The sequence below is a fragment of the Corynebacterium sp. NML 150383 genome, from assembly GCF_002285085.1.
GTDB lineage: Bacteria > Actinomycetota > Actinomycetes > Mycobacteriales > Mycobacteriaceae > Corynebacterium > Corynebacterium gottingense.
In genome coordinates this window covers 74515-98625 of sequence record NZ_NSGK01000002.1, presented here as the reverse complement: position 1 = coordinate 98625, position 24111 = coordinate 74515, and the positions used below count along the sequence as shown (strand labels likewise).

Sequence of the window (24111 nt, the reverse complement as noted above, 5' to 3'; positions counted from 1 at the left end):
CGGTTGCTCCTTTACTGTTTACCCGCGGGATCGTCGTGCTGTGGCTGTTGCGGAGATTGGTGCGCCGGCGGCTCTACCCAGTCCCCCGAGTCCTTCTGCGAAGCGTAGAACAGTCCCATCGCGCCCGCCACGCCGAGGATGATTTGCACGACGCCGTCCGCCCCGTACAGCGCGATCGGCACCGCCGTGGACCCCGGCGACATCATGTACAGCGTGACCATGCGCAGCGCGAAGAAGGTGGCAAAGATCTGCAGGAGGCGCCGCGCCGCCGCCGCGCGCTTCCCCCGGTTGGCCACCATGCGCAGCGCGACGGCAAACCCGGCCAGGATGAGGAGCTGGATCAGCGCCATGAGCACAACCGAGCCGTAGATGCCGAGGTTGAGCATGGCGTCGCTGAGATCCTGGCCCTTCGCCGCCTCCTTGGCGCTCTCGCGCAGCGGGGCGGGATCCAGCACTGTCATGACCACGGTGAGGATCTGGTGAATCAGCTCGCCGCCGATCATCACCGCCCAGCACGCGACCATGAGGCGCACGGCCTCGGGCATCGAAGTGCTTGACGACGCTCCTCCGCCCGGCATCGGGCGCTGCTCCGGTGCCCGCTGGGGCGTCGGGGGAAGGCTAACCATAAACGCTACTTCAGTTCCTTTGCTGCCTCGATGGCGTAGTAGGTCAGAATCTGGTCCGCGCCGGCGCGCTTGATGGACATTAGCGACTCCATCATCGTTGCCTCGAAGTCGATCCAGCCGTTGCGGCCGGCGGCGACCATCATCGCGTACTCGCCGGAGACCTGGTAGGCGGCCACCGGCACCGGGGAAATCTCGGCGACCTGGCTCAGCACGTCCAGGTACGGCAGGGCCGGCTTCACCATGACAAAGTCCGCGCCCTCGTCGAGGTCCAGCTCCGTCTCCAGCAGCGACTCGCGGATGTTGGCCGGGTCCTGCTGGTAGGTGCGGCGGTCGCCCTGGAGGGAGGAGCCGACGGCGTCGCGGAACGGGCCGAAGAACTTCGACGCGTACTTGGCGGAGTACGCCATGATGGCCACGTCCTGGTGGCCGGCCTGGTCGAGGGCCTCGCGGATAACGGCGATCTGGCCGTCCATCATGCCGGACGGGCTCACGATGTGCGCGCCCGCCTCCGCCTGGGAGACAGCCATCTGGGCGTAGAGCGGCAGCGTGGCGTCATTGTCCACGAACTGGTTGCCGTAGCGGTCCGTGCTCAGGGCGCCGCAGTGGCCGTGGTCGGTGAACTCGTCCAGGCAGGTATCCGCCATGATGAGCAGGTCGTTGCCAAACTCCTCGCGCAGCGCGCGCAGGTTACGATTGAGCACGCCCTCGGGGTCCCAGGCGACGGAGCCGGTGGCGTCCTTGTCCTCGTCCAGGGGCACGCCGAACAGGTCAATGCACTTCACGCCGGCCTCGAGCGCCTCGTGGCACAGTGCCTTGAGGGAGTCCGTGGTGTGCTGGTACACGCCCGGCATGGACGTGATCTCGCGCTTTTCCTCGATGCCGTCGGCCACAAACATCGGGAGAATGAAGTCCGCTGGGTGCAAGCGCGTCTCCGCAGTCAACGCGCGCATCGCGGCGTTTTGGCGGAGGCGGCGGGGACGGCGGGGCAAATCGTAGGTAGACATGGCCACCATCATAGGCCCCGTGGCCGTGCGTACCTACTCGCCGGACGCTTTGGCCACGGGCTTGCGGCGGGTGCGGCGCTTCTTCCGCGGGGGCGGGAGCTGGCCGGCGGCACGCAGGTTGGCAACGTGGTTCGCGAGGGCGTCGATAAGCGAAGGCACGTCTGCCACCTCGGGCACCACGTCCACGCGCAGCCCCTGCTCTTTCGCCTCGGCCGCGGTGCTCGGGCCGATGCAGGCGATGATGGTGCGCTGGTGTGGCTTGCCCGCAATGCCCACGAGGTTCTTCACCGTGGACGCGGAGGTGAAGCAGACGGCGTCGAAGCCGCCCGTCTTAATCAGGTCGCGGGTCTCGGGCGCCGGCGGGGCGGCGCGCACCGTGCGGTACGCCACCACGTCGTCGACCTCCCAGCCCTTCTCCTTCAGGCCGTCGACGAGCAGGTCGGAGCCGAGGTCGGCGCGCGGCAGCAGCACGCGGCTGACGGGGTCGATGTCCTCGACGTACTCGGGGAAGATCTCCACCATCCCGGCCGCGTTCTGCTTCGTGCGGTGCGGTACCAGCTCGGGGAACATGCCGCGGGCGCGCAGCGCGTCCGCCGTCTTCTGCCCCACCGCGCCCAGGTGGACGCCGGCGAAGGAGCGGGCGTCCAGGCCCAGCTGCGCAAACTTCTTCCACACCGCGTTCACGGCGTTGACGGAGGTGAAGAGGACCCACTGGTAGCGGCCCTCCACGATGCCCTTGATCGCGCGGTCCATCTGCGCCGGGTTGCGCGGCGGCTCCATAGAAATGGTGGGGACGGACTGCGGGATCGCGCCGTAGGAGCTCAGGCGGGCGTTCATCGGCCCGGCCTGCTCCTTCGCGCGCGGCACGAGGACGCGCCAGCCGTAGAGGGGGCGGTTCTCCCACCACGAGTACTTCGAGCGGTCATCCGCCACCGCGCCGAGCGTGACCACGAGGGATCCGGGCAGGTCGGCGTCCAGCTTGCCCAGGGTTTCCAGGGTGGCGTCGACGGTGCGCTGCAGGCGCGTCGTGCCGTGGGTCGTCACCGCGACCGGCGTGGACGGTCCGAAGCCGCGTTCCATGAGCGCGTCGGCGATCTCGGCCAGCTGCTCCTGCTCCGCCTGCAGCACCAGCGGCTGCGGCGCGGACGCCAGCTGGTCAAAATCGATGCCTTCGATACCGGAGGTCAGGTCCGCCTCGGTGTAGGTGGAGCCGAGCGCGATGCCCGCAAACGACGGCACCGTGGACGGCAGGCTCATGCCCGGCACGACCTGGAACTCGATGCCCGCGGCGGCGACGGCGGAGATCTCCTCCATCACCGCGTCGCGGGTCAGCGGGTTGCCGCGGACCAGGCGGACCACGTCGCCGTCTCCGGCCTCGCCGCGCTCGATGGACGCTGCGGCCTCACCCAGGGCGCGCTGCACGGCCTCCACGATGGTGTCGGCGGACAGCGCGAGCTCCTCTACCTCGGCCGCGGTCGGGTCGTCCGGGCGCGGCGGCTTTCGGCGCGCACCCGCTTCCTTCGCTTCCGCGACCATGCGCGCGTACGCCTCGTCGGCGGCCTGCATTTTAGCCTTGGGAACAGGCAGTTTAGCGGCGACGACGTCTCGGGCACCCTGAGCGACGTCCGGATCAACGAGGGCGATAGAATTAGTTTCCATCACCTCGCGTGCGCGGACGGTAAGCAGATCAGGGTTGCCCGGGCCTGCACCGACGAAGATGACCTTCCCCGGTGGGGGCGTAAGCGAGGGCAATGTCATAGAACGATCTTTTCTAAGGCGCAAAACAGTAGCCTCGGCGCAACAGGACGCTCAGTGCGGGCTGCGCGCAGCAAGGCGCGCCCTCCCCATGGGACCCAGTTGCGCCGGGGCAATCCGACGTATGGTAGTTACACCTTAAGATGGAAGCGGCCCGAAAACCAAACCCGCGTCTTACTCCATGATGTCCGCGGCCCCGCGCTCGAGCAGCTTCTCGGCGGCCTCGCGCCCCAGCGCCGCGGCATCGGTGCCGGTCAACGTCTCCACCAGCTGCGCGGAGCCGTCCACGGCGAAGACGCCAGCGTGGAGCGTCAGCGCGCCGTGCTCCCCCAGTTCCGCGTACGCCGCGACCGGGGCGGTGCAGCCCGCCTCGAGGGTGGCCAGCACCTGGCGCTCGGCGGCGGCGCACGCGGTCGCCTCCGCACTGACAAGTGCGTCGAGCGCTGCGCGCGTCGCCGCGTCGTCCGCCCGGCACTCCACTGCCAGCGCACCCTGCGCCGGGGCAGGCATGAGTGTGGCCGGGCCGAACACCTCGGTGGCGCGCTCGGCGTACCCGCCGCGGCACAGCCCCGCGTAGGCGAGGATGATCGCGTCCAGCTCGCCGCGCTCGACGTAGCTCATGCGGGTCTCAATGTTGCCGCGGAGCGGGCGAATGTCCAGGTCGGGGCGCAGCGACCGCAGCTGCGAGACGCGCCGCGGCGCCGAGGTGCCCACCTTGGCGCCCTGCGGCAGCTGCGCGAGCGTCAGCCCGTCGCGCGCGATGAGCGCTTCGCGGTTGTCCTCGCGCTCCGGGGTGACGAGGTGGAGGCGGGCGTCGCCAGCCGTGGGGAGGTCCTTGAACGAGTGGACGGCCACGTCAACTTCGCCGGACGCGAGGGCGTCGCGAAGCGCGGTGGTGAACACGCCGACGCCGATGCGCTCGACGGGCGACATATTCAGGTCGCCGGCGGTGGTCACGATATGCAGTTCCGCCTCAGCGCCGCCCGCGATCAGCGCGTCGCGCACGTGGCCAGCCTGCGTGGTGGCCAGGTGGGACCCGCGTGTACCAATCTTGAGCATCAGTTCTCCTTCGCCTGCAGTTCGTCCGGCCGCGGCAGGCGCTGCGCGTCCACCGCCACCGAGGATCGCCCGAGCCCGAACAGCTCCTCGATCGCCATTTCTACACTCACCGTCTCGGAGGATGCGGCGAGCTCCTTAATCTTCACCGTCGGCGTGTGCAGAAGCTTATCGACGACACGCTTCACCGCCCTACCAACCTGGTCAAACTCCTCCTCGGAGAGGTTGGGCAGGCGCGTGCGCAGCCGTTCGAGCTCCTGCGCCTGCACCTCCGCGGCCGTCTTGCGCAGCCGCGTCACCGCCGGCGCGACGTCGCGGACGCGCTGCTCCGAGCTGAACTCCTCGACCTCCTCGCGCACGATGGCCTCCGCCTGCTGCAGCGCGCGGGAATCCTCGCTGTCGTTGTCGCGCAACGTCGCGCGCAGTGACTCGATGTTGATCAGACGCACGCCGTCGCGCTCGGTGACGGCGTCATCGATGTCGCGCGGCAGGGAAAGGTCCACCAGCACGGTCGGGCCGGACAGGTCCTCGGGGGTGATGGTGAAGTCGTCCGACGCCGTGGCGGAGACGGTGATGTCCGCCCGACCGATGGCGCCGGCGCGGGCGTTGAAGTCCACGACCTCCGCGGCAACGCCCGCCTCCCGGGCGTGCTCGGCCACGCGCTCAGCGCGCGAGCGCGTCCGGTTCGCAATGATCAGCTTGTCCACGCCGCGCTTGCCCAGGTGGGTGGCGGCCAGCGAGCTCATCGCGCCCGCCCCCAGGACCAGGGCGGTGGTGCCGGAGAAGTCCTCTCGTTCCATCTCGCGCATGGCCTGGTCCAGGCCGAGCGTGACCATGGACGCGCCGGAATCATCAATCGCAGTCTCGCTGTGCACGCGCTTGCCGGTGTGCAGTGCGGTCTGCGCCAGCGAGTGCAGGGCCGGGCCGACGGTGCCGCGCTCGGCGGCGTCCGAGTAGGCGGAGCGCACCTGGCCGATGATCTGCTGCTCCCCCACCACCATGGAGTCCAGCCCCGCGGCCACGGTAAACATGTGCTCCGCAGCGGCGTCGGCGTAGCGCACGTAGAGGTAGCCGCGCAGCTCCGCCTCGGGCACGCCCGAGACGTCCGCGAGCACGTGCAGCACGTCCTCGACCCCGGCGTGGAAGGCGGTAGCCACGGTGTAGACCTCGAGACGGTTGCAGGTGGAGATGATCATCGCTTCCGTCAGTGCGGGCCGGGACACCAGCGCCGTCGCCGTGTCGTGCTGCACCGTCTCGTCCATACTCAGCCGCTCCAGCAGCGCCACCGGCGCAGAACGGTGCGACATCCCTACGACGAGCACACTCACACAATCACTCCAGCAATCCAGCCAAATCCAGAAAAAATCAAACTAAAGGATACCCCGCTACGACCTGAGTTCCGCGACGAGGTCGTCCGAGTCTACCTCCCAGCAGGCGAACTCCTCGCCGTCGATCACCACGACGGGGACGCGGTCACCGTACTCGGCGGCGTTGTCGGGGTTGGCGTCGACGTCGATAAGCGAAAGCTCCGCGCCGCACTCTGCCACGAGCGGGCGGATTTGCGCGGCGACGCGGTCGCACGACCCGCAGCCCTCGCGCACCATGAGCTCGACCCTCTTCACGTTTGGTCACTCCCTCTCCACGGAAACCCAAGCGGTACGATATTCCAAAGTTCCAAGCTATCTCACGCGCACCCCCGACCGCGAAAGGCAGGACATGACCGAACACCGCGATCTGCTCGCGTACTGGTCCGTCTCCCACGGAAACTTCCGGCGCTTCCTGGAGGAACTCGCCCTGCCCCCGCTCGACGCCTCCGCCCAACGCACTGCCGGCGAAGCCGCCGCGGCGGCCGCCATCGAGGAAACGTTCGGGCTGACTATCGACGATTTCTCGCTCGGCATCGACTCCGTCGGCGGCGCCTTCAACACCGCCGGCACCCCCACCATCACCCCGCCGGACCCGGACGTGCCGCAGGACACCGAGGCCGCCGCGTTCTTTGACGTGGACAACACCCTCATCCAGGGCTCCTCGCTCATCCTGCTCGCCGAGGGGCTGGCGAGACGGCGCTTCATCACCGCCGGCGAGCTGTTCCCGGCCCTGCTCAAGCAGATCCGGTACCGGCTGCGCGGTGCGGAGAGCCACTCGGACATCGCCGCGGGGCGCGAGCAGGCGCTGGGGATTGTGAAAGGCAAGCGCGTCGACGAGCTTAAGGCGCTGTGCCAGGAGATCGTGGAGCGCCAGATGCTGGACAAGGCGTACCAGGACACGATCGAGCTGGCCAGCATGCACATCGCCGCGGGCCAGCAGGTGTGGCTGGTCTCCGCCACGCCCGTGCAGATCGGCCAGGCGCTGGCGAAGCGGCTCGGCTTCACCGGCGCGCTGGGCACCGTCGCGGAGGAGCAGGACGGGGTGTTCACGGGGCGGCTGGTCGGCGACATCCTGCACGGCCCCGGCAAGAAGCACGCGGTGGCGGCGCTTGCCGCGATCCAGCGCCTTGACCTGGACAAATGCACGGCCTATTCGGACAGCATCAATGACCTGCCCATGCTCGGCATGGTCGGGGTGCCGGTGGCGGTGAACCCGGACCGGGCGCTGCGCCGCCACGCCCGCGCAGCCGGGTGGGCGGTGCGCGAGTACCGGCCGCTGCGCAAGCTGGCGCGCAGCCGCGTGGCGCTGGGCGTTGCGGGTGCGGTCACGGTTGCCGGTGTGGCGGGTGTGGCCGCGGCGAGGCGGGGCGCCGACCATACTGATGCGGCTCCTGAAGGATGACGAGACGGCCATGACGAAGATGCGACTAACCTCTCGCATCTTCGTCATCCGGTCTTCGTCAGCTAGGCCGCACCCCACCCGGCACAGGTGCGCGGGCACGAAAAAGCACCCGCCCCAACGGGAACGGGTGCGGGCCGGCAAGGCCTACTTGCCCAGCTTACGACGCTGAACGCGGGTGCGGCGCAGCATCTTGCGGTGCTTCTTCTTGGACATGCGCTTGCGGCGCTTCTTGATCACAGAACCCATGGGGCTTCCTCGTTTCCTTGGTGTACGTACAGTGCCTGTCAGCGCGACCGCCACCCCGCCAAGCGGGGCGAACGGGCCGGCGTGAGGTGCACACTCCGCAGGGCGTGCGCCGACATCAATGGTTGACAGCATACAGCCCGCCGCGTGTCCGACCAAAAAATCCGGCGCCACCCGCCTTGACTGGAAGCGAGCGGCGCCGGTTGCAACGCAAGGGCGTTATCCCACGTCGTAGACGGAGGACTCCAGGTACTCATTCACCGCGCCCTCGTTCACACGGAACGACCGACCCACGCGCACGGCCGGCAGCTCGCCGGAGTGCACGAGGCGGTACACCGTCATCTTGGAGACGCGCATGATCTCTGCGACCTCTGCGACTGTCAGGAACTTACCTTTGTCTTCGTTTGCCATAAAATACTTAACCCTTCAGCACGGTCGCGCTGTAGGCTTCCCCTCCCACAGGACGAACACGCACGTGCCTGAACCAGACTATCGTGAAACCAGGGCCGAATGCGACCTGAGTGCCAAAATTTTTCTGTGAGTCCCCAGAGACGCCGCGTCATTGGTGTGAAGAGTGGGACGCAGGGTGCCTATCGACGCCACACCCACCCCCACACACCATCACCCGATCTCCGCGGAACGGTTCGCGCAGGCCTCCGTCGCCCGGTAGAACGCGCCGCGCAGCCCGGACTCCTCGAGCTCCCGGATGGCCGCCACCGTCGTCCCGGCCGGCGAGGACACCCCGGCCCGCAGCTCGGTCGGCGTCTGCTCCCCCTCCAGCATCGCGCCGGCGCCGGCGGCCGTGGCGGAAGCGAGCTCGGTGGCGAGGTCGCGGGGCAGGCCGAGGGACACGCCGGCGTCGACAAGCGCCTCTGCGACCAGGAAGAAATAGGCGGGGCCGGAGCCCGAGAGCGCGGTGACCGCATCCATCTGCTTCTCCTTGACCTCGACGAGCTTGCCGGCCGCGGAGAGCAGCTCGCTGATCGCGGCGTGCTGCTCGTCGTCAACGAAGCGGCCGAACGCCGCGGCGAGCACGCCCTTGCCCACCAGCATCGGGGTGTTGGGCATCACGCGCACGATCGGGGTGCCCGCGGCCGAGACGGCCTCCTCCATCGCCTGCAGCGAGATGCCCGCGGCCATGGAGACCAGCACCGTAGCGGAGTCGGAATCGGCGATGTCGGTGCTGATGTCCTCGATGAGGCCGAGGATCTGGCCCGGCTTCACGCACAGGAACGCCACCTGCGATTCGGAGACGGCGCCGTTGTTGTCGTCGGTGACGTTGACGCCGTAGCGGTCGGCGAGCTCGTCGCGGCGCGCCGCCGTGCGGTTCGTGGCCGTGATCTGTTTGGGGTCGATGCCGCTGGCCACCAGGCCGGACAGCAGGGCCTCGCCGATACTGCCGGCGCCGAGGATGGCAATCTTGCCCTGGAACGTGGGTGCAGTCGTGGATTCCATGGTGGACAGACTAAACCCTCCACCGGCAGTTGCGCTCAGTGGAGGGCTCAGTGGAGGGTTTGTACTGCGGGGGGCGTCTAGATCAGCGCCGGCCCAAATGCCATGACCACGGCGGCAATGCCCGCCATTGTGACGGTCAGCGCGTCCTTGCCGGTGCGCATCGCGCGCACGCCGAAGATGACGGCGAGAACGGCGACCACGCCCAGGATCGCGGCGAGGATGGTGGACATGTGCGCCCAGATCCACTGGAAGGCGAGGAAGCCGAGCACGCCGAGCAGGACGCCGACGAACACCAGCAGGACCAGGACGATGGGGTTGACGCCCTCGTCAACCGGCTCGTCCACCTCCGCTGCCTCCGCTGCTTCCGGCGACTGGACAGGCGGTGCCGGCTCGACGGGGCGCTCCTCGCGCGGCTCGACGGGCGCGGTTGCCGACGGCTCCGGCGCGACGACCGGGATCTGCGACGTGTCTTCGGTACGCACCGGACGCGACGCGCCAGCAGCCTGGGGCTCAGTTTTCGGGGCCGCCTTGGGCTCCACCTTCGGGGCGGACGCGTCGGGGACCTTCCGCAGGACGGCGGTGTCGCCCGCGGACGGCGCCTTCGGCTCCGCGGGCTGCTTCGGCTCCGCGGGCTGCTTCGGCTCCGCCGGCTCCGGCGAAACCTTCACCACCTCGACGGGGGCGGAAGCGCCGGTCGGCTTCGCGTCCTTGGGGGGCTGCGGGGGTGCGTCGATAGGCACGTTCGAGTGCTTCGACTCTGGCGGGCGCGCCTCGACCTTCTTCAGGGACCCGGTGAGCTCCGCGACAGACACGCCGCCGTCTTCCAAGCTGCGGCGACGCCGACGGCGCTTGCCTGCCTCGGGGTTGTCCTGCTGGGCCCGGGCAAGAAGCTCCGCAACGGTCAGCTGCCGTTCCTCAGACATTAGGCGTTGTCTCCTTCGTCATCTCCTGGGGCAAGTCCCTGGTCAATCCGCTTCAGAATGACGCCTTCGCGCAACGCCCAAGGACAGATCTCTAACTTATCAAGATTAAGTGCACGCATCGCGGCTTCGGCCACCAGGGCACCCGCGACAATCTGGTGGGAGCGGTCCGAGTTGATGCCCTCGAGCTCCGCGCGGTCCGCCGCTGTCATGCGGGAAATGAAGGCGATGAGCTGGCGCAGCCCCGGGGCGGTGAGTGTGCGCTGCACGTACGGCCCGGCCGAGGAGGGCGCGGCGCCCGTGAGGCGGGCCAGGGAGCGGAACGTCTTGGAGGTGCCGACGGCCAGGCCGGCCTCGCCAAGCGCGCGGAACTCGTCGGCCGGGCCGGCGAGCTCGGCGTCGATAAAATCGCGCAGCGCATTAATCTTCTTGCGCTCCGGCGGGTCGGTGTCGAACCACTCGTGGGTCAGGCGGCCGGCACCCAGGTTGAGCGACACGGCCAGGTCCGGCACCTCTTCGGTGCCGGTGGACAGCTCAAGGGAGCCGCCGCCGATGTCCAGGTTGGTGATGCGACCGGCGGACCAGCCGTACCAGCGGCGGACTGCTTGGAAGGTGGAGCGAGCTTCTTCCTCGCCGGAGATGACCCGCAGCTGCACGCCGGTCTTCTTCTCCACCTTCTTCAGCACCGCGTCCGAGTTAGTCGCCGAGCGCACCGCCGAGGTGGCAAACGCGAGCAACTCATCGCACTTGAGCTTGTCGGAGAGGTCCTTGGCCTCTTGCACGGCGTCGATAAGCTTGCTCACGCCCTTGTCCTCGATATTGCCGTCCGCGTCCAGCTGCTCCACAAGTCGCAGGGGCTGCTTCCAATCGCTCATCGGGGTCGGGCGGCCGCCGGACTGGGCATCTACCGCCACGAGGTGGACGGTATTGCTGCCAACATCTAATACACCTAATCGCACACCACTAGGGTAATGGGTCTACCGTGTTGAGGTGTGAATCAGCCAGCTTCGAACCAAGTTTTTCTCGGTTTCCCCGCAGACTCGCCGGCCGGAAAGTCCATCCTGGCCGGGCACGAAACCCGCCCAGACTTCCCGCACGAATGGTTCGAGTTCGTCCACCCCGACGACCCCACCCACTACTTCAGCCTCGACCTGACCTGGCTGGAATCCACCTGGTCGTGCCGGTTTGGCACGCCCGAGTGCCTGGGCATTGATGAGAGCTTCCCCGTGGTCGGCTGCTGCATCCACGGCGCGTACCTCTCGGACGAGTCGGACCGCGACGACCTCTACAACGCCGTTGCGGAAATGCCGGCGAAGTACTGGCAGCTGCGGCCCGCCGAGACCGACTCCTACATCGCCAACGCCGACCCGACCATCCTGGAGCCGTGGCTGGAATGGGACGACACTGAGGAAGAGGACGACGGGCCGCACATTAAGACCCGCGTGGTCGACGGCGCGTGCATCTTTGCCAACCGTTCAAAGGAGGGGACGGGGCCGGGGTGCGCCCTGCACCAGTGGGCGATGGCGGAGGGCCGCAACATCATCGGCTCCAAGCCGGAAGTGTGCTGGCAGGTGCCGTTCTCGCGCGAGGACGAGTACGAGGAGCGCTCCGACGGCGAGGAGATTCTGCGCACCACCATCGGAGAGTACGACCGGCGCCAGTGGGGCGGGGGCGGCGAGGACTTCGACTGGTGGTGCACCAGCGCCCCCAGCTGCCACACCCCCACCGGAAGCGGCTCGGCGACGCCGGTGTGGCAGTCCATGAAGGACGAGCTCACCGCGCTGATCGGCGAGAAGCCCTACGAGATCGTGGCGGAGCACTGCGCGGCGCGCGCGGCGCTGCCCGCCGAGACGAAAGCGGTTCACCCGGCGGCCCGGAAGCAGGCTTAGCCCTCGAACTTGTAGCCCAGGCCGCGGACCGTGACCAGCAGCTTCGGCTTGGACGGCTCCGCCTCGATCTTGGTGCGCAGGCGCTTGACGTGGACGTCGAGCGTCTTCGTGTCGCCGACGTAGTCCGCGCCCCAGATCCGGTCGATGAGCTGGCCGCGGGTGAGGACGCGGCCGGCGTTGCGCATCAGGTACTCCAGGAGGTCGAACTCCTTGAGGGGCATGGGGACGGGCGTGCCGTCGATAAGCACTGTGTGCCGCTCAATGTCCATCTTGACGCGGCCGCCAACGAGGACCTCCTGCTCGGCCGGCTTCGCCTCCTCCGTCTCGCCACCGCGGCGCAGCACGGCGCGGATGCGGGCGATGAGCTCGCGGGTTGAGTACGGCTTGGTCACGTAGTCGTCGGCGCCGAGCTCCAGGCCCACGACCTTGTCAATCTCCGTGTCGCGGGCGGTGACCATGATGATCGGGACCGAGGAGACGGAGCGCAGCGACTTGCACACCTCGGTGCCGGACATGCCCGGCAGCATGAGGTCCAGGAGGACCAGGTCCACGTCGTTGTCGCCGAACTGGTCGAGTGCGCTGGGCCCGTCCTGTGCCACGAGCGTGTCAAAGCCTTCCTTTTGCAGGAGGTAGGCCAGGGGATCAGCCAAAGATTCTTCGTCTTCAACGATCAGGATGGTTGTCACAGGTCTTCCCTTTCCTACTTATTGGCTTTCACTCGACGCATGACGTTACGCACCGGGGTGTTCGTGCCCGACTTCGGCTGCCCCTTGGCCGTCACTGCTGGCTCGCCCGCCGCTTCCGATTCGGCGGCCGCGCGCTCGAGCTCCGCGCGCTCCGCGGCCTGCTCCGGGTCGAAGATCGGCAGCTCAATGGTGAACGTCGATCCCGTTCCGGGCCGGGACCATAGTTTGATGTTACCCCCGTGGTTTGCCACCACGTGCTTCACAATGGCCAAGCCCAGGCCGGTCCCGCCCGTGGAGCGCGAACGGGCCTTGTCCACCCGGTAAAAGCGCTCGAAGACGCGCTTCTGGTCCTCGGGGGCGATGCCGATACCGCGGTCGGTCACGCGCAGGTACAGGACGTTGCCGCGCACCACCTTCTGGGTGATGCTCACCGGCTTGCCGTCGGGCGAGTAGTTCACCGCGTTGGAAACGAGGTTGGACACGGCCGCGGTGAGCAGGGGGCGGTCCCCCATCACGCGCAGCCCGGTGCGTTCCCCGCGGATGAGCTCGATCGAGCGGTTTTCCGCGCCGACGTGGTTGCGCTCGATTGCGTCGTCAATAATCTCGTCCACCCGCACCGGGCTCATGTCCGGGAGCGCCTCCGCGCCCTGCAGCTTGGACAGGGAGATCAGGTCTGTGATCATCTCCCCCATCCGGTGGGCTTCCTTTTGCAGCTTCGCGCCAAAGTAGGTGACCATGTCCGCGTCCGTGGGGTCTTCCATGAGCGCCTCTGCAAGCAGCGCCATGCCGCCGACCGGCGTTTTCAGCTCGTGGGAGACGTTGGCCACGAAGTCGCGGCGCGCGTTTTCCATCCGCACGTTCTCGGATTCGTCGGTGACGTAGACCACGGCGTACGAGTTCTGGGTGAGCGTGAGCGGCTTAATCACGGCGCGCACGTTCCGAATCCGGCTGCCCGTTGCGCGCTGCGGGAGGGCGAGGGCGAGGATGTGCTCCTCTTGGTCGTCGAAGACCTCCTCGGCCACCGCCCACACCTCGGGGTTCACGGTGCCGTCGTGCACGACGGACATGTCGTGGGCGCGAGCGTTGGAAAGCGTGACGCGCCCCGAGCGCTCCATGACGGCGATACCCGTGGGGGAGCCCTGAATAGCCAGGTGATACATCTGGCTGATCGAGCTTGCCTGCGGCTCCGACTCCGCCGTGTACTCCCGGTTGCGCTCGCGCCAACGCAGCGCCCGCCGCAGGAGTGGAGCGGCGAGCGCGGCGACTGCGATGCCCAGGAAAAAGGCGATAAGTGGGGTCATGCAGACAACTTTAGGGTCTTACTTCTGCCCCTGGTTTGCCACGGCAGCGGCGCCGGCAGCGGCGGCCTCCGGGTCCAGGTAGGTGCCGCCCGGGTTGAGGACCTTGCCGTCCGCGTCAATCTCGTAGACCAGCGGCATGCCGGTCGGGATGTTCAGCCCGGCAATGTCTTCGTCCGAAATGTTGTCCAGGTACTTGACCAGCGCGCGCAGGGAGTTGCCGTGCGCGGCGATCATCACGGTCTTGCCTTCGAGCACCTGCGGCAGGATGACGTCGACGTAGTACGGCAGGAAGCGCTCGACAACATCCTTGAGGCACTCGGTGCGCGGCACCTCCGGGAGGAAGGCGTAGCGCGGGTCGTGGGTCTGGGAGTACTCGTTCTCCGGGTCGATCTCCGGCGGCGGGGTGCCGTAGGAGCGGCGCCAGGTCATGAACTGCTCCTCGCCGTACTCGTCGCGGATCTCAGCCTTGTTCAGGCCCTGCAGCTTGCCGTAGTGGCGCTCGTTGAGACGCCAGTTGCGCTCCACCGGGATCCAGTGACGGTCAGCCGCGTTGAGCGCCAGGTTTGCGGTGCGGATCGCGCGGCGCAACAGGGAGGTGAACACCATGTCGGGCAGCACGTTCTGCTCGGCCATGAGCTTGCCTGCGTTAATTGCTTCCTGCTCACCCTGCTCGGTCAGGTTCACGTCGACCCAGCCGGTGAATTGATTGGACTTGTTCCACTCGCTTTGCCCGTGACGGACAAGAATTAGCTTTCCGTTGCTCATGGTTCCCAGCATGCCACGATTCCGTTCAGCATGCGTTCACGTACTCTCATAGACAGACCTTTTAAACCACCATTCGAGGAGGACTTATGAAGCTCGCCCGCACCCGTAAAGTCGTGGCCGTAGCGCTTTCCGCCGCAGCACTCGCCGCAACTTTCGCCGCCCCCGCTACGGCGCAGGAGCCCGCGCTGGTAGCACCCGGCGGCGCGTTCCGCGTCTTCCCGCAGGAGCCGCAGACCGAGATGCCGCTCGAGGGTGCGGCCAACGGGCACATCACCATCCCACCTGAGGCCAGCGTGGCGTCCTGCTCCCAGGGCCCGAGCGGCACGATCCGCGGCGAGCGCGTCCTCCTTATCGCCGGCCACTGCGTGCTCCAGGACAACGAAACCCCGACGTTTAGCACCGAGGCCACCGTCCCCGTCGCCGGCAAATACCCGCGCATCGGCGAGCGCAAAGCCGCCCACAAGCCCACCGAGTACGAGCACACCTTCTGGCCGCACGAGTTCTTCTGGGACACCGTCAACACCGACGACTGGGGCGTCGTGCTTATCGACGATTCCGTGCCCGCCACCAGCATCTCCCAATCCAGCAACGCGGCCGGCGCCCCGGTGAGTGCCCCCGTGCAGCTGCGCAGCATCCGCGACTACCCCACCCTGCCGGTGAACCAGTTCAGCACGGACAACTTCGGCCAGCCCATCTGTAAGGACGGCGCGACGTCCGGCCGCTCCTGCGGAACGCAGATCGGCCGCAGCCGCAACGGCGTCTACTCCTGGGGCCTGAACTACCAGGGCGGCGACTCCGGCGGCATCAACTACGACCCGAACGACGGCGCCGTCATCGGCGTCACCTCCATGGGCATCGGCCCGCTGGGCAAGGCCCAGCCGGCGGACCGCATCATCGAGGACGCCTACGGCGTGCCCGACGGACACGTCAACGAGGAGTTCACGCTGGAGCAGTCGACGGCCCCGCACGCGGACTACACCTCGCTGAATCAGGAGTTCGACCAGGTCATGAACACAATCCAAGAGGAGAACCCGGAGGTGGAGATCTCCACGCCGAAGGAGGCCTGGGACAAGTCGGTCGCCGTCGCGCAGCAGGATGCGAACACGCTGGCACAGCGCGCGGGCCAGGTGAACTCCGTGGAGAGCGCGCAAGAAGTGGCAAACATGGCCGGCGCGGCGGCTGACCACCACGCCCAGCAGCTCGCGGTCACTGGGGCGAACTACCTGATCAACGACGTCCTCGGGCAGGGCCGCCCGCACTAGCCGCCGATGGCGCGGCGGTCGTCCAGCCCGGGCTCGAACTCGGCGATCGTCCGCTCGTAGACGCCGACCAGCGCCTTCGCGCTCTCCTGCCAGCTAAACATGGCGGCGTGCGCGACGGCGGCTTCGCCCATGGGGATGCGCAGGGGGTCGTCGTCAAGCAATGCCCCGAGCGCCTCGGCCCAGCTGGCGGGCTCGTGACCATCCACGAGCACCCCGGTCTCCCCCTCCGCCACCGCGAGCGGCAGCCCGCCCACGCGCGCGGCGACGACGGGGGTGCCGGTGGCCTGCGCCTCGACCGCGACCAGGCCGAACGACTCGTTGTAGCTGGGCACGGCGACGACGTCCGCCGCCTGGTAGATGGACACCAGCTCCTCCGGCGGGCGGGGGCCGAGGAAACGTACGAGACGGCCGAGGCCCTCCTCGCGCGCGAGTTCGCGGTAGCGCTCCACGCTCGTGCCGCTTCCCGACGCCCCGCCGCAGATAATCGCCCGCAACGGCACCTCCGGGTGCGCCCGGTGCAGCTCGCCAAGCGCCCGAATGAGCACCTGCGGCCCCTTAAAGTCCTGCAGTCGCCCCACGAACGCGACGACCTTGGCGTGCAGCGGGATGCCCAGCTGGCGGCGCGCCAGCTCCGTGTTGCGGTTCGTGCCCGGCGTGAACAGCTCAGTGTCCGCGCCCGGGGTGACCACGCTGATCTTGCAGGGGTCCACGTCGTAGTGGCGCGAAAGCTGGTCGATCTCGTCGCGGGTGTTCACCACAAGGGTGTCCGCGTTGTCCACCAGCTGCTGCTCGCAGATGCGGCGGGCCTCGCCCTCGGAGCTGCTACTCGACGCCGCGTTCTTCACCGCCGCCCACGTGTGCCCCGTGTACACGAGCGGGATGCCAGCCAAGTCTGCGAGTAGCCAGCCGACCTGGCCTGAGAGCCAGTAGTGGGAATGGATGAGGTCGTAGCGCAGGTCGTGGGCGCGCGTGAACTGGACGACACCGCCCGCGAACGCGGCGAGCTGCGTGGGCAGTTCCTCCTTGTGCAACCCCTCGTAGGGGCCGGCGACGATGTTGATCACCCGGAAGTTTTCGCACACTTCAACCACCTCGCCCTGGCTGGGGCGGGTCGCGCGGGTGTACACGTCCACCTGGACACCCTGGCGCGCGAGCCCCTTTGCCACGTTAAAGGTGTACACGTTCATGCCGCCGGCATCGCCCACGCCGGGCTGTTCCAGGGGCGAGGTGTGCATGGAGATCATTCCCACGCGCAGTGCATCTGCATCCATAGCGCCCCAGGGTAATGCAGCACGCGTACCTAGTAGGCGGCGTGCTTGTGCCAGGCGCTGAAGTCGCTGGCCACGTCGGCCGCGAGGTACTGGTAGGCGCACTTGGTGGGCGCCGCCAGGCGGTCCAGGTCCACCACTGCCCCCTCGGCGAGGTGCCGGTCGTACGGGATTGCATGCACGGCGCGGGTGCGCGACGCGAAGTGCGCAGCGAGCTTGTCCGTATCAATGGTGGGCTTGCCCGGCGCGGCCGCCGAGATGACCACGGTGGAGTTGGCCGCGAGTTGGTCGTAGCCGTGGAGGTTGAGCCAGTCGAGCGTGGCGGCGGCGGACTGGGCACCGTCGAGCGCCGGCGAGGTAACCAGCACGAGCGCGTTGGCCAGGTCCAGCACACCCGCCATGGCGGAGTGCATCAGTCCGGTGCCGCAGTCGGTGAGGATGACGTTGTAGTGGTGCTGCAGGATGTCGATGGAGCGGCGGTAGTCCAGCTCGGAGAACGCCTCGGAGACGGCGGGGTCGCGCTCGGAGCCGATCACCTCGAGCCGGGAGCTGGACTGGTTGGTGTAGGCGCGCACCTGCGGGTAGCGCGAGGTGTCCGGCGCGGCGAGCAGGTCGCGGATGGTCGCCGGGGTAGTCGCCGCGGCGCGCTGGGCGAGCGTGCCCAGGTCCGGGTTGGCGTCGATAGCAATGACGCGGTCGCCGCGGGTCTCGGCGAAGATGCCGCCAAGGGCCACGGTCGTCGTGGTCTTGCCCACGCCGCCCTTGAGGCTCATCACGGCGATGCGGTAGTCGCCGCGGAGGGGTGCGCGGATGGCGTCGATAAGCTGCTCGTGCTCGAGCTCCTTGCGCGAGCCGCCGGGGTTGATCCGGCCGCGCGTGGCGGTGTGGACGAGTTTGCGCCAGCCGCGTTTTGGCGGCGCTTTGACGGGATCGACCAGGTTGGAGTGGTCGAGCGCTTGTGGCGGGACGAGCTCGATTGGGCCGTCACTGAGCGTGGTCACAGAAATCCCCCTTGAATTGTTCCCCCTGAACGTGTGGGCACCAAGCCTAAGGCAGGTGGGGGAAGCGTGCAACGCGAATGCGTTTCGGAGGATGTTCCAAGGGCAAAACTTCCCAAAGTTACGGTTGCGTAGGTTATACTCGCGTCTACTTATTTCACTATAACTAAGGAGTGACGGTGAGCGCATCCGACGAGAAGGCCTGGATCCAGCAGTACGCGGAGTGGACGGACCCGCACCCTAGGCTGGGCAGCGACACCCTGGTCAGCATGTTCAATGCCAACGTGGCCGCCACCCCGCAGCGCGACGCCACGTGGTTCATGGGCAAGGCACTGACGTACGCGCAGCTCAACGAGAAGGTCACCCGGCTGGCCAACGCGCTTGCCGGGCTCGGAGTGCGCCGCGGCGACCGCGTCGCGCTCGCGCTGCCGAACTGCCCGCAGCACGTCGTGGCGCTGACCGCCGTACTACGGCTGGGCGCAACCGTGGTGGAACACAACCCGCTCTACACCGCCTACGAGCTGCGCGACCAGTTCATCGACCACGGGGCGAAGGTGGCCATCGTCTTTGACAAGCAGGCGGGCACCTTCACCACACTCACCGAAGACACCCCGCTTGAGACCGTCGTCTCCGTGAACATGATCGACGAGATGCCCTGGGCCACGCGCGCCGCGCTCTCCGTACCAGTCGGCCCAATCCGAGACAAGCGCGCGCAGCTCACCGGCCCGGCGCCCGGCACGATCGATATGAAGGACCTCCTGGAGGGGCGCGGCGGCGCGCACGTTGCCAGCCGCGGCGGGGTACCGGCCGGCGAGCCGCCGATCAGCGCCGACGACCCGGCGGTGATCCTGTACACCTCAGGCACGACCGGCGCGCCGAAGGGCGTGCCGCTCACCCACCGCAACATCACTTCCGTGCTCACCGCGGGCGTGTCCTGGCTGGAAAACTGGGGCGCGGTAGAGGAAAAAGTGCTGGGCATCCTGCCCATGTTCCACGTCTACGGCCTTACGCTGAACTACGCGCTGCCGCTCACCTGCGGCGCGCAGATGGTGCTGCTGCCGGCGCCCAAGCCGGAGCTGTACCAGAAGGCCATCCTGAAGACGCGGCCCACCGTCCTGCCGGGCGTGCCCACCCTGTACGACCGGATCATCGACTGGGCCGTCGAATCCCACGCGGACCTCTCCTCTATCCACACCTCCATCTCCGGCGCGTCCACACTCCCGGCCCACACCATCGAACGGTGGGAGCAGGCCACCGGCGGCCGGCTCATCGAGGGCTACGGGCTCACGGAGACCTCGCCAATTCTGGCGGGCAACACGCTCGACGGCACCCGCCGCCCCGGCTACATCGGCCTCCCCTTCCCCAACACGGAGATCCGCATTGCCAACCCGGACAACCCGGCGGAGACCGTGCCGGACGGCGAGCCCGGCGAGCTCCTCGCGCGCGGCCCCCAGGTGTTCTCCGGCTACCTCAACAACCCCGAGGCCACCGAGAAGACCTTCTACCTGGACTGGTTCCGCACCGGCGACATGGCCGTGATGGAGCCGGACGGGTGGATCAAGCTGGTCGCGCGCATCAAGGAGCTCATTATCACCGGCGGCTTCAACGTCTACCCCGACGAGGTCGAACAGGCGATCCGGCAGCACCCGGACGTCACCGACATCGCCGCGGTGGGCCGGCCCCGCGCGGACGGATCCGAGGACGTCGTCGCCTGCGTCACCCTTCGCGACGGCGCGGCGCTCGACCCGGAGGGGCTGAAAAAGTTCGCGCGCGAGCGCCTCACCCGGTACAAGGTGCCGCGCACCTTCTACCACTTCGAAGAGTTGGACCGAGACCAGACCGGCAAGATCCGGCGCCGGGACGTGCAGCGCACGCTCATCCGGATGTTGGAAGAGGACGGCGCATATCGGGCAGCAACGAGGCAGCAACGAGGCGCAGAAGTTCACAGAAGCCCCACATCGCCCGCTACGGTAGAGAAAGCTACGGAAGCGTAAGGTGTGGGGCATGTCTTCCACAGTGCATACCTCCGCCGCCGGCAACTCCGGTTCCGCCTTTGACCCGAACCAGGAAAAGCCCTGGCTGCAGTACTACCCGGAGTGGACCGACCACTCCCTGGAATACGGCACCACGACCCTGCCGGAGATGTACCTGCAGAACCTGGAGAAAAACGCGAACAAGCCGGCGGCCACCTTCTTCGGCCGCACGCTCACCTTCGCGGAGCTGGACCGCGACGTCCGCCGCGCCGCCGCCGGGCTCAAAGCCTTCGGCGTGCGCGAGGGCGACCGCGTGGCCATCATGCTGCCCAACTGCCCGCAGCACATCGTCGCCTTCTACGCGGTGCAGCTGCTTGGCGCGGTCGTCGTTGAGCACAACCCGCTCTACACCGCCAACGAGCTGCGCCCGCAGTTCGCCGACCACGGCGCGCGCATCGCCATCGTGTGGGACAAGACCGCGGACACGCTGGAGAAGCTTCGCCCGGACACGCCGCTGGAGACGGTGATCAGCGTGGACATGACGCGCGCGATGCCGCGCAAGACGCGCCTGGCGCTGCGCATCCCACTGCCCAAGGTGCGCGAGGCGCGCGCACAGCTCACCGGTCCGTGCACCAACACCGTCCCCTTCGAGGCGCTCACCGGCTCCGCCATCGGCGGCGAGGGCGCGGACATTGACATCCCGGAGGCGCTCACCCCGGACTCGCCGGCCGTGATCCTGTACACCTCCGGCACCACCGGCGCGCCGAAGGGCGCGGTGCTCTCGCACAAAAACCTGCACGCAAACCCGGTGCAGGGCCGCGCCTGGGTCAAGGAACTGCAGGAGCCGGGCCAGCGCATGCTGGCCACCCTCCCCTTCTTCCACGCCTACGGCCTCACCTTCTCCCTCACCCTCATGATGCTGGTGGGCAGCGAGCTTAACCTGCTGCCGGCGCCGAAGATGAACCTGATCATGAACGCCCTGAAGAAGCGCCCGCCGACATTCATTCCGGGCGTGCCCACCGTCTTCGAGCGCATTGTGAAGGCGGCGCGCGAAAAGCACGTCGACATGTCCAAGGTGCAGGTCGGCTTCTCCGGCGCGTCCTCGCTGCCCGTCGAGGTCATCGAGGAATGGGAGTCGCTCACCGGCGGCCACCTGGTCGAGGGCTACGGGCTCACCGAAACCTCCCCGATCATCGTGGGCAACCCGCGCACCGAGGACCGCCGCCCTGGCTACATCGGCATCCCGTTCCCGGACACACAGATTCGCATCGCCAACGAGGACAACCTGGACGAGGACATGCCCTTCGGCGAGCCCGGCGAGATCCTGGTGAAGGGCCCGCAGGTCTTCGGCGGCTACTTCAACAACGAGGAAGCCACCGAGAAGGCCTTCCACAACGGCTGGTTCCGCACCGGCGACATGGGCGTGATGGAGGAAGACGGCTTTATCAAGCTGGTCTCGCGCATCAAGGAGCTCATCATCACCGGCGGCTTTAACGTCTACCCGGCCGAGGTCGAGGAAGTCATGCGCAAGCACCGCGACGTTATCGATGTGGCGGTGGTGGGGCGCCCCCGCGAGGACGGCTCCGAGGACGTCGTCGCCTGCGTCACGCTGCGCGACGGCGCCGCGCTCGACCCGGAGGGGCTCAAGGACTTCGCCCGCGAGAACCTCACCCGCTACAAGGTGCCGCGCACCTTCTACCACTTCGAGGAGCTCGCCCGCGATCAGATGGGCAAGATCCGCCGCCGCGAGGTGCGCGACGACCTGCTCAACATGCTCAGCTAAGCGGGGGGAGCCCGACCCACACCGGCTCGGGCACCAGCGCCACGCCAAAGCGCTTCTCGACGCCACGCTGCACCCGCCGTGCCAACTCCGCAATATCGTCCGCAGTCGCCCGGCCACGGTTGGTCAGGGCCAGCGTGTGCTTCGTGGACAAACGCGCCGGCGCCTCCTCGCCCGGGAAACCGCGCGGGAACCCGGCGCGCTCAATGAGCCAGGCCGCCGACAGTTTCTCCTTGCCATCAGGCTGCGGGAAGCGCGGCATCCCCTCCTCGCCAACCTCGCGCTCAATCGCGTCGGCCAGCGCCGACTCCACGACGGGGTTGGTGAAGAAGGAGCCGGCCGACCACGTGTCATGATCCTCCGGGTCCAGCACCATGCCCTTCTTCCGGCGCGTAGCCAGCACCGAGGCGCGCGCTTGCGCCAGCGGGACCTGCTCGCCGCCCAGGTGGCGAAGCGGGGCCGAGAGCTCGCGGCGCTCCAGCTCGATCTCCAGCTCGAGCACGACCGCGCGGTGCGTGAACTTCAGGTTGGAGTACCGGTACGCCAAATCCAAGGAGCTCGCGGGCACCCACTCGTCGGTGTTTGTCTCGCGGTTCCACAGGCGCACGCGGGTGAGCACCTCGGCAATCTCCGCGCCGTACGCACCAACGTTTTGCACCGGGGTGGCGCCCGCAGACCCCGGGATCCCGGAAAGCGCCTCGATTCCGCCGAGGCCCCGCTCGACCGCGTAGGCGACCACGTCGTCCCACACGGTGCCCGCGCCGATGCGCAGGGTGGTGCGGGAGGAGGACGAGGGGGCGTCGAGAAGCGTGATGCCCTCGTTCGCCGCAACCACCGCAACGAGGTCCAGCTCTCCTTCGGCAACGAGCAGGTTCGAACCGCCACCCACGAGCAGCAGTGGCGTGCCCGCGGCGTCCAGGCGCGCGACGGTGGCCGCGAGCTCCTCGGCGGTCGTGCAACGGATCAGGTCAGCGGGGGTGCCGCCGACGCGCAGCGTGGTCAGGGAGGCGAAAGATGAATCAGACACCCCACCAACGGTAGTCTGTTGGGCATGACTGCACGTAGTGAAACCACCGTAACCATCAACCAGCCGGCCGAGAAGGTCGCCGAGGCCTACGCCACCCAGGCGTACTGGGAGTTCATCGCGGAGAAGCTCTCCCCGGAGCCGGGCCAGCTGCACGAGTTCACCGGTGAGACCGCCACCCTGTTTGAGGTGCTGCCCAAGTCCATCCTGCCCGAGGCAGCGCAGGCCATGATCAGCCAGGACCTCAAGCTCAAGCGCGTGGTCAACATCGGCAAGCTCGACGGCGCAACCACCAACCACACCTTCACCGGTGACGTGAAGGGCACCCCGGTTGACTTCTCCGGTGAGATCACCATGACCGGCGAGGGCGACACCACCACCCTGGCCTACGACAACGAGGCGAAGGTGGACATCCCGTTCATGGGCGCCGCACTCGAGCCGAAGGTGGCCGAGGCGCTCGAGGAGATCGTGGAAAACGAAGCCAAGCTCACCGAACAGTGGATCGCGGAGAACCTGTAAATCTCCCCGCACCACCACAACCTCAGGGCGCAGGCCGGCCCCGGCAAGCCGTACGGAGTAATCACCCGCGGCACCACCGGGTACAACCGCCTGCGCCGTTGTGATCGCTGGGCCTTTTACAACCCCGCGATCCGCTCCCTGCTGCGCGGCGCGCGGGAGCCGCTCGCGCTGGACGTGGGCTACGGCGCCTCGCACACCACCACCGTCGAGTGGTCCCGCTGGCTGCGGCGCGTCAATCCGTCTACCCAGGTCGTGGGCCTGGAGATCCACCCCGACCGGGTGCTGCCGCCACGCGACGGCGTGCGCTTCGAGCTCGGCGGATTCGAGCTCGCCGGCTACCGCCCCCACCTCGTGCGCGCCTTCAACGTGCTGCGCCAATACGACGTCGCCGAGGTGGATGAGGCCTGGCGGACCGTCTGCGAGCGCCTCACCCCCGGCGGCATGTTCATCGAAGGCACCTGCGACGAGATCGGCCGCCGCGCCACCTGGGTGCTTCTCGACGCCACCGGCCCCCGCTCCCTCACCCTCGCTTGGGACCCCTTCGACGTCGCCGAACCGGGTGACGTGGCCGAGCGCCTGCCCAAGGCCCTCATCCACCGCAACGTCCCTGGCGAGAAGATCCACGCGCTGCTTGCCGACGCCAACACGGCCTACGCCCACGCCGCCCCCTTCGACCCATACGGGCCCCGCGTGCGCTGGCGCGAGGCCCGCAAAGAACTCGTGTCCAAGGGGTGGCCCATCCACCCGGTGCGGCGACCCCTGCGCGACAACGTGCTCACCGTGGACTGGGCGGCGGTGGACCCTGCCGTACACTAGGC

Annotated in this window: 24 protein-coding genes; 7 read left to right on the top strand and 17 right to left on the bottom strand. The window is 68.0% G+C overall.

Annotated features, from left to right (window positions below; genetic code table 11):
* Positions 1-11: 11 nt before the first annotated feature.
* From CKJ85_RS02475 to CKJ85_RS02450, 6 genes are all read right to left on the bottom strand, one after another.
* Complete coding sequence (locus CKJ85_RS02475; protein WP_143340126.1) at positions 12-626, bottom strand: hypothetical protein; 615 nt, start codon at positions 624-626, stop codon at positions 12-14.
* A 5-nt stretch (positions 627-631) separates the two neighbouring features.
* Positions 632-1630 (bottom strand): porphobilinogen synthase, encoded by a 999-nt coding sequence (gene hemB / locus CKJ85_RS02470; protein ID WP_198947134.1) that lies wholly within the window; start codon positions 1628-1630, stop codon positions 632-634.
* Between the two features lie 33 nt (positions 1631-1663).
* Positions 1664-3388: a bifunctional uroporphyrinogen-III C-methyltransferase/uroporphyrinogen-III synthase gene (locus CKJ85_RS02465; RefSeq protein WP_095537621.1), complete on the bottom strand. Its 1725-nt coding sequence runs from the start codon at positions 3386-3388 to the stop codon at positions 1664-1666.
* 171 nt (positions 3389-3559) lie between these two features.
* Positions 3560-4444 carry a hydroxymethylbilane synthase gene (hemC, locus tag CKJ85_RS02460; RefSeq protein WP_095537622.1) on the bottom strand — a complete coding sequence of 295 codons (885 nt, stop codon included), beginning with the start codon at positions 4442-4444 and terminating at the stop codon, positions 3560-3562.
* Positions 4444-5769 (bottom strand): glutamyl-tRNA reductase, encoded by a 1326-nt coding sequence (locus CKJ85_RS02455; RefSeq protein ID WP_095553320.1) that lies wholly within the window; start codon positions 5767-5769, stop codon positions 4444-4446. The genes hemC and CKJ85_RS02455 overlap by 1 nt, the downstream gene beginning before the upstream one ends.
* A gap of 57 nt (positions 5770-5826) precedes the next feature.
* Positions 5827-6045: a glutaredoxin family protein gene (locus CKJ85_RS02450; RefSeq protein ID WP_095275327.1), complete on the bottom strand. Its 219-nt coding sequence runs from the start codon at positions 6043-6045 to the stop codon at positions 5827-5829.
* Positions 6046-6157: 112 nt separating this feature from the next.
* Here CKJ85_RS02450 and CKJ85_RS02445 point away from each other — a divergent pair, with 112 nt between their 5' ends.
* Positions 6158-7210: an HAD-IB family hydrolase gene (locus tag CKJ85_RS02445; protein ID WP_095553319.1), complete on the top strand. Its 1053-nt coding sequence runs from the start codon at positions 6158-6160 to the stop codon at positions 7208-7210.
* 144 nt (positions 7211-7354) lie between these two features.
* Here CKJ85_RS02445 and CKJ85_RS02440 read toward each other — a convergent pair whose 3' ends face one another.
* The 5 genes from CKJ85_RS02440 to CKJ85_RS02420 all read right to left on the bottom strand — a co-directional run bounded on the left by CKJ85_RS02440 (position 7355) and on the right by CKJ85_RS02420 (position 10787).
* The gene (locus tag CKJ85_RS02440; protein WP_003855542.1) at positions 7355-7456 is read right to left on the bottom strand and encodes a 30S ribosomal protein bS22; all 102 of its coding nucleotides are present in this window, start codon (positions 7454-7456) and stop codon (positions 7355-7357) included.
* Between the two features lie 216 nt (positions 7457-7672).
* Positions 7673-7864, bottom strand: coding sequence for a helix-turn-helix domain-containing protein (locus CKJ85_RS02435; protein WP_095275138.1), 192 nt, complete (start codon positions 7862-7864; stop codon positions 7673-7675).
* A gap of 210 nt (positions 7865-8074) precedes the next feature.
* Positions 8075-8908 (bottom strand): pyrroline-5-carboxylate reductase, encoded by an 834-nt coding sequence (gene proC / locus CKJ85_RS02430; protein ID WP_095546979.1) that lies wholly within the window; start codon positions 8906-8908, stop codon positions 8075-8077.
* A gap of 77 nt (positions 8909-8985) precedes the next feature.
* A complete protein-coding gene (locus CKJ85_RS12080) occupies positions 8986-9831 on the bottom strand; it encodes a hypothetical protein (RefSeq protein ID WP_198947133.1) in 846 nt (281 codons plus the stop codon).
* A complete protein-coding gene (locus CKJ85_RS02420; RefSeq protein WP_095553318.1) occupies positions 9831-10787 on the bottom strand; it encodes a Ppx/GppA phosphatase family protein in 957 nt (318 codons plus the stop codon). The genes CKJ85_RS12080 and CKJ85_RS02420 overlap by 1 nt, the downstream gene beginning before the upstream one ends.
* 33 nt (positions 10788-10820) lie before the next feature.
* On the opposite strand from CKJ85_RS02420, the gene CKJ85_RS02415 reads away from it, so the two are divergent.
* Positions 10821-11717 carry a hypothetical protein gene (locus tag CKJ85_RS02415; protein ID WP_095553317.1) on the top strand — a complete coding sequence of 299 codons (897 nt, stop codon included), beginning with the start codon at positions 10821-10823 and terminating at the stop codon, positions 11715-11717.
* Here the strand turns inward: CKJ85_RS02415 and CKJ85_RS02410 are convergent.
* The 3 genes from CKJ85_RS02410 to CKJ85_RS02400 are packed head-to-tail and all read right to left on the bottom strand — an operon-like array spanning position 11714 to position 14469.
* The gene (locus tag CKJ85_RS02410; protein WP_095275143.1) at positions 11714-12403 is read right to left on the bottom strand and encodes a response regulator transcription factor; all 690 of its coding nucleotides are present in this window, start codon (positions 12401-12403) and stop codon (positions 11714-11716) included. The genes CKJ85_RS02415 and CKJ85_RS02410 overlap by 4 nt on opposite strands.
* Positions 12404-12417: 14 nt before the next feature.
* Positions 12418-13704 carry a cell wall metabolism sensor histidine kinase WalK gene (locus CKJ85_RS02405; RefSeq protein WP_095553316.1) on the bottom strand — a complete coding sequence of 429 codons (1287 nt, stop codon included), beginning with the start codon at positions 13702-13704 and terminating at the stop codon, positions 12418-12420.
* Positions 13705-13722: 18 nt separating this feature from the next.
* Positions 13723-14469, bottom strand: a complete 747-nt coding sequence (locus CKJ85_RS02400) for a phosphoglyceromutase (protein WP_173783189.1) — start codon at positions 14467-14469, stop codon at positions 13723-13725.
* Between the two features lie 86 nt (positions 14470-14555).
* Between CKJ85_RS02400 and CKJ85_RS02395 the strand changes: the two genes are divergently transcribed.
* Entirely contained in the window at positions 14556-15731 is a 1176-nt protein-coding gene (locus tag CKJ85_RS02395; RefSeq protein WP_095553315.1) for a hypothetical protein, read from the top strand.
* On the opposite strand, the gene mshA is transcribed toward CKJ85_RS02395, so the two are convergent.
* A complete protein-coding gene (gene mshA / locus CKJ85_RS02390) occupies positions 15728-16987 on the bottom strand; it encodes a D-inositol-3-phosphate glycosyltransferase (RefSeq protein WP_095553472.1) in 1260 nt (419 codons plus the stop codon). The two genes, CKJ85_RS02395 and mshA, sit on opposite strands and share 4 nt — an antisense overlap.
* 44 nt (positions 16988-17031) lie before the next feature.
* Positions 17032-18000, bottom strand: coding sequence for a MinD/ParA family protein (locus CKJ85_RS02385; protein ID WP_233126920.1), 969 nt, complete (start codon positions 17998-18000; stop codon positions 17032-17034).
* Between the two features lie 176 nt (positions 18001-18176).
* On the opposite strand from CKJ85_RS02385, the gene CKJ85_RS02380 reads away from it, so the two are divergent.
* Together CKJ85_RS02380 and CKJ85_RS02375 are read left to right on the top strand one after the other, a co-directional pair.
* Positions 18177-19991 (top strand): long-chain-fatty-acid--CoA ligase, encoded by a 1815-nt coding sequence (locus tag CKJ85_RS02380; RefSeq protein WP_095553313.1) that lies wholly within the window; start codon positions 18177-18179, stop codon positions 19989-19991.
* Between the two features lie 10 nt (positions 19992-20001).
* Entirely contained in the window at positions 20002-21753 is a 1752-nt protein-coding gene (locus tag CKJ85_RS02375; protein WP_095537632.1) for a long-chain-fatty-acid--CoA ligase, read from the top strand.
* Here CKJ85_RS02375 and CKJ85_RS02370 read toward each other — a convergent pair.
* Positions 21746-22840: a UDP-N-acetylmuramate dehydrogenase gene (locus CKJ85_RS02370; protein ID WP_095553471.1), complete on the bottom strand. Its 1095-nt coding sequence runs from the start codon at positions 22838-22840 to the stop codon at positions 21746-21748. The genes CKJ85_RS02375 and CKJ85_RS02370 overlap by 8 nt on opposite strands.
* On the opposite strand from CKJ85_RS02370, the gene CKJ85_RS02365 reads away from it, so the two are divergent.
* Positions 22802-23293 carry a DUF2505 domain-containing protein gene (locus CKJ85_RS02365; RefSeq protein WP_095553312.1) on the top strand — a complete coding sequence of 164 codons (492 nt, stop codon included), beginning with the start codon at positions 22802-22804 and terminating at the stop codon, positions 23291-23293. The two genes, CKJ85_RS02370 and CKJ85_RS02365, sit on opposite strands and share 39 nt — an antisense overlap.
* On the top strand, positions 23294-24109 hold the full coding sequence (locus CKJ85_RS02360) for an SAM-dependent methyltransferase (RefSeq protein WP_095553311.1): 816 nt from the start codon (positions 23294-23296) through the stop codon (positions 24107-24109).
* Positions 24110-24111 lie beyond the last annotated feature (2 nt).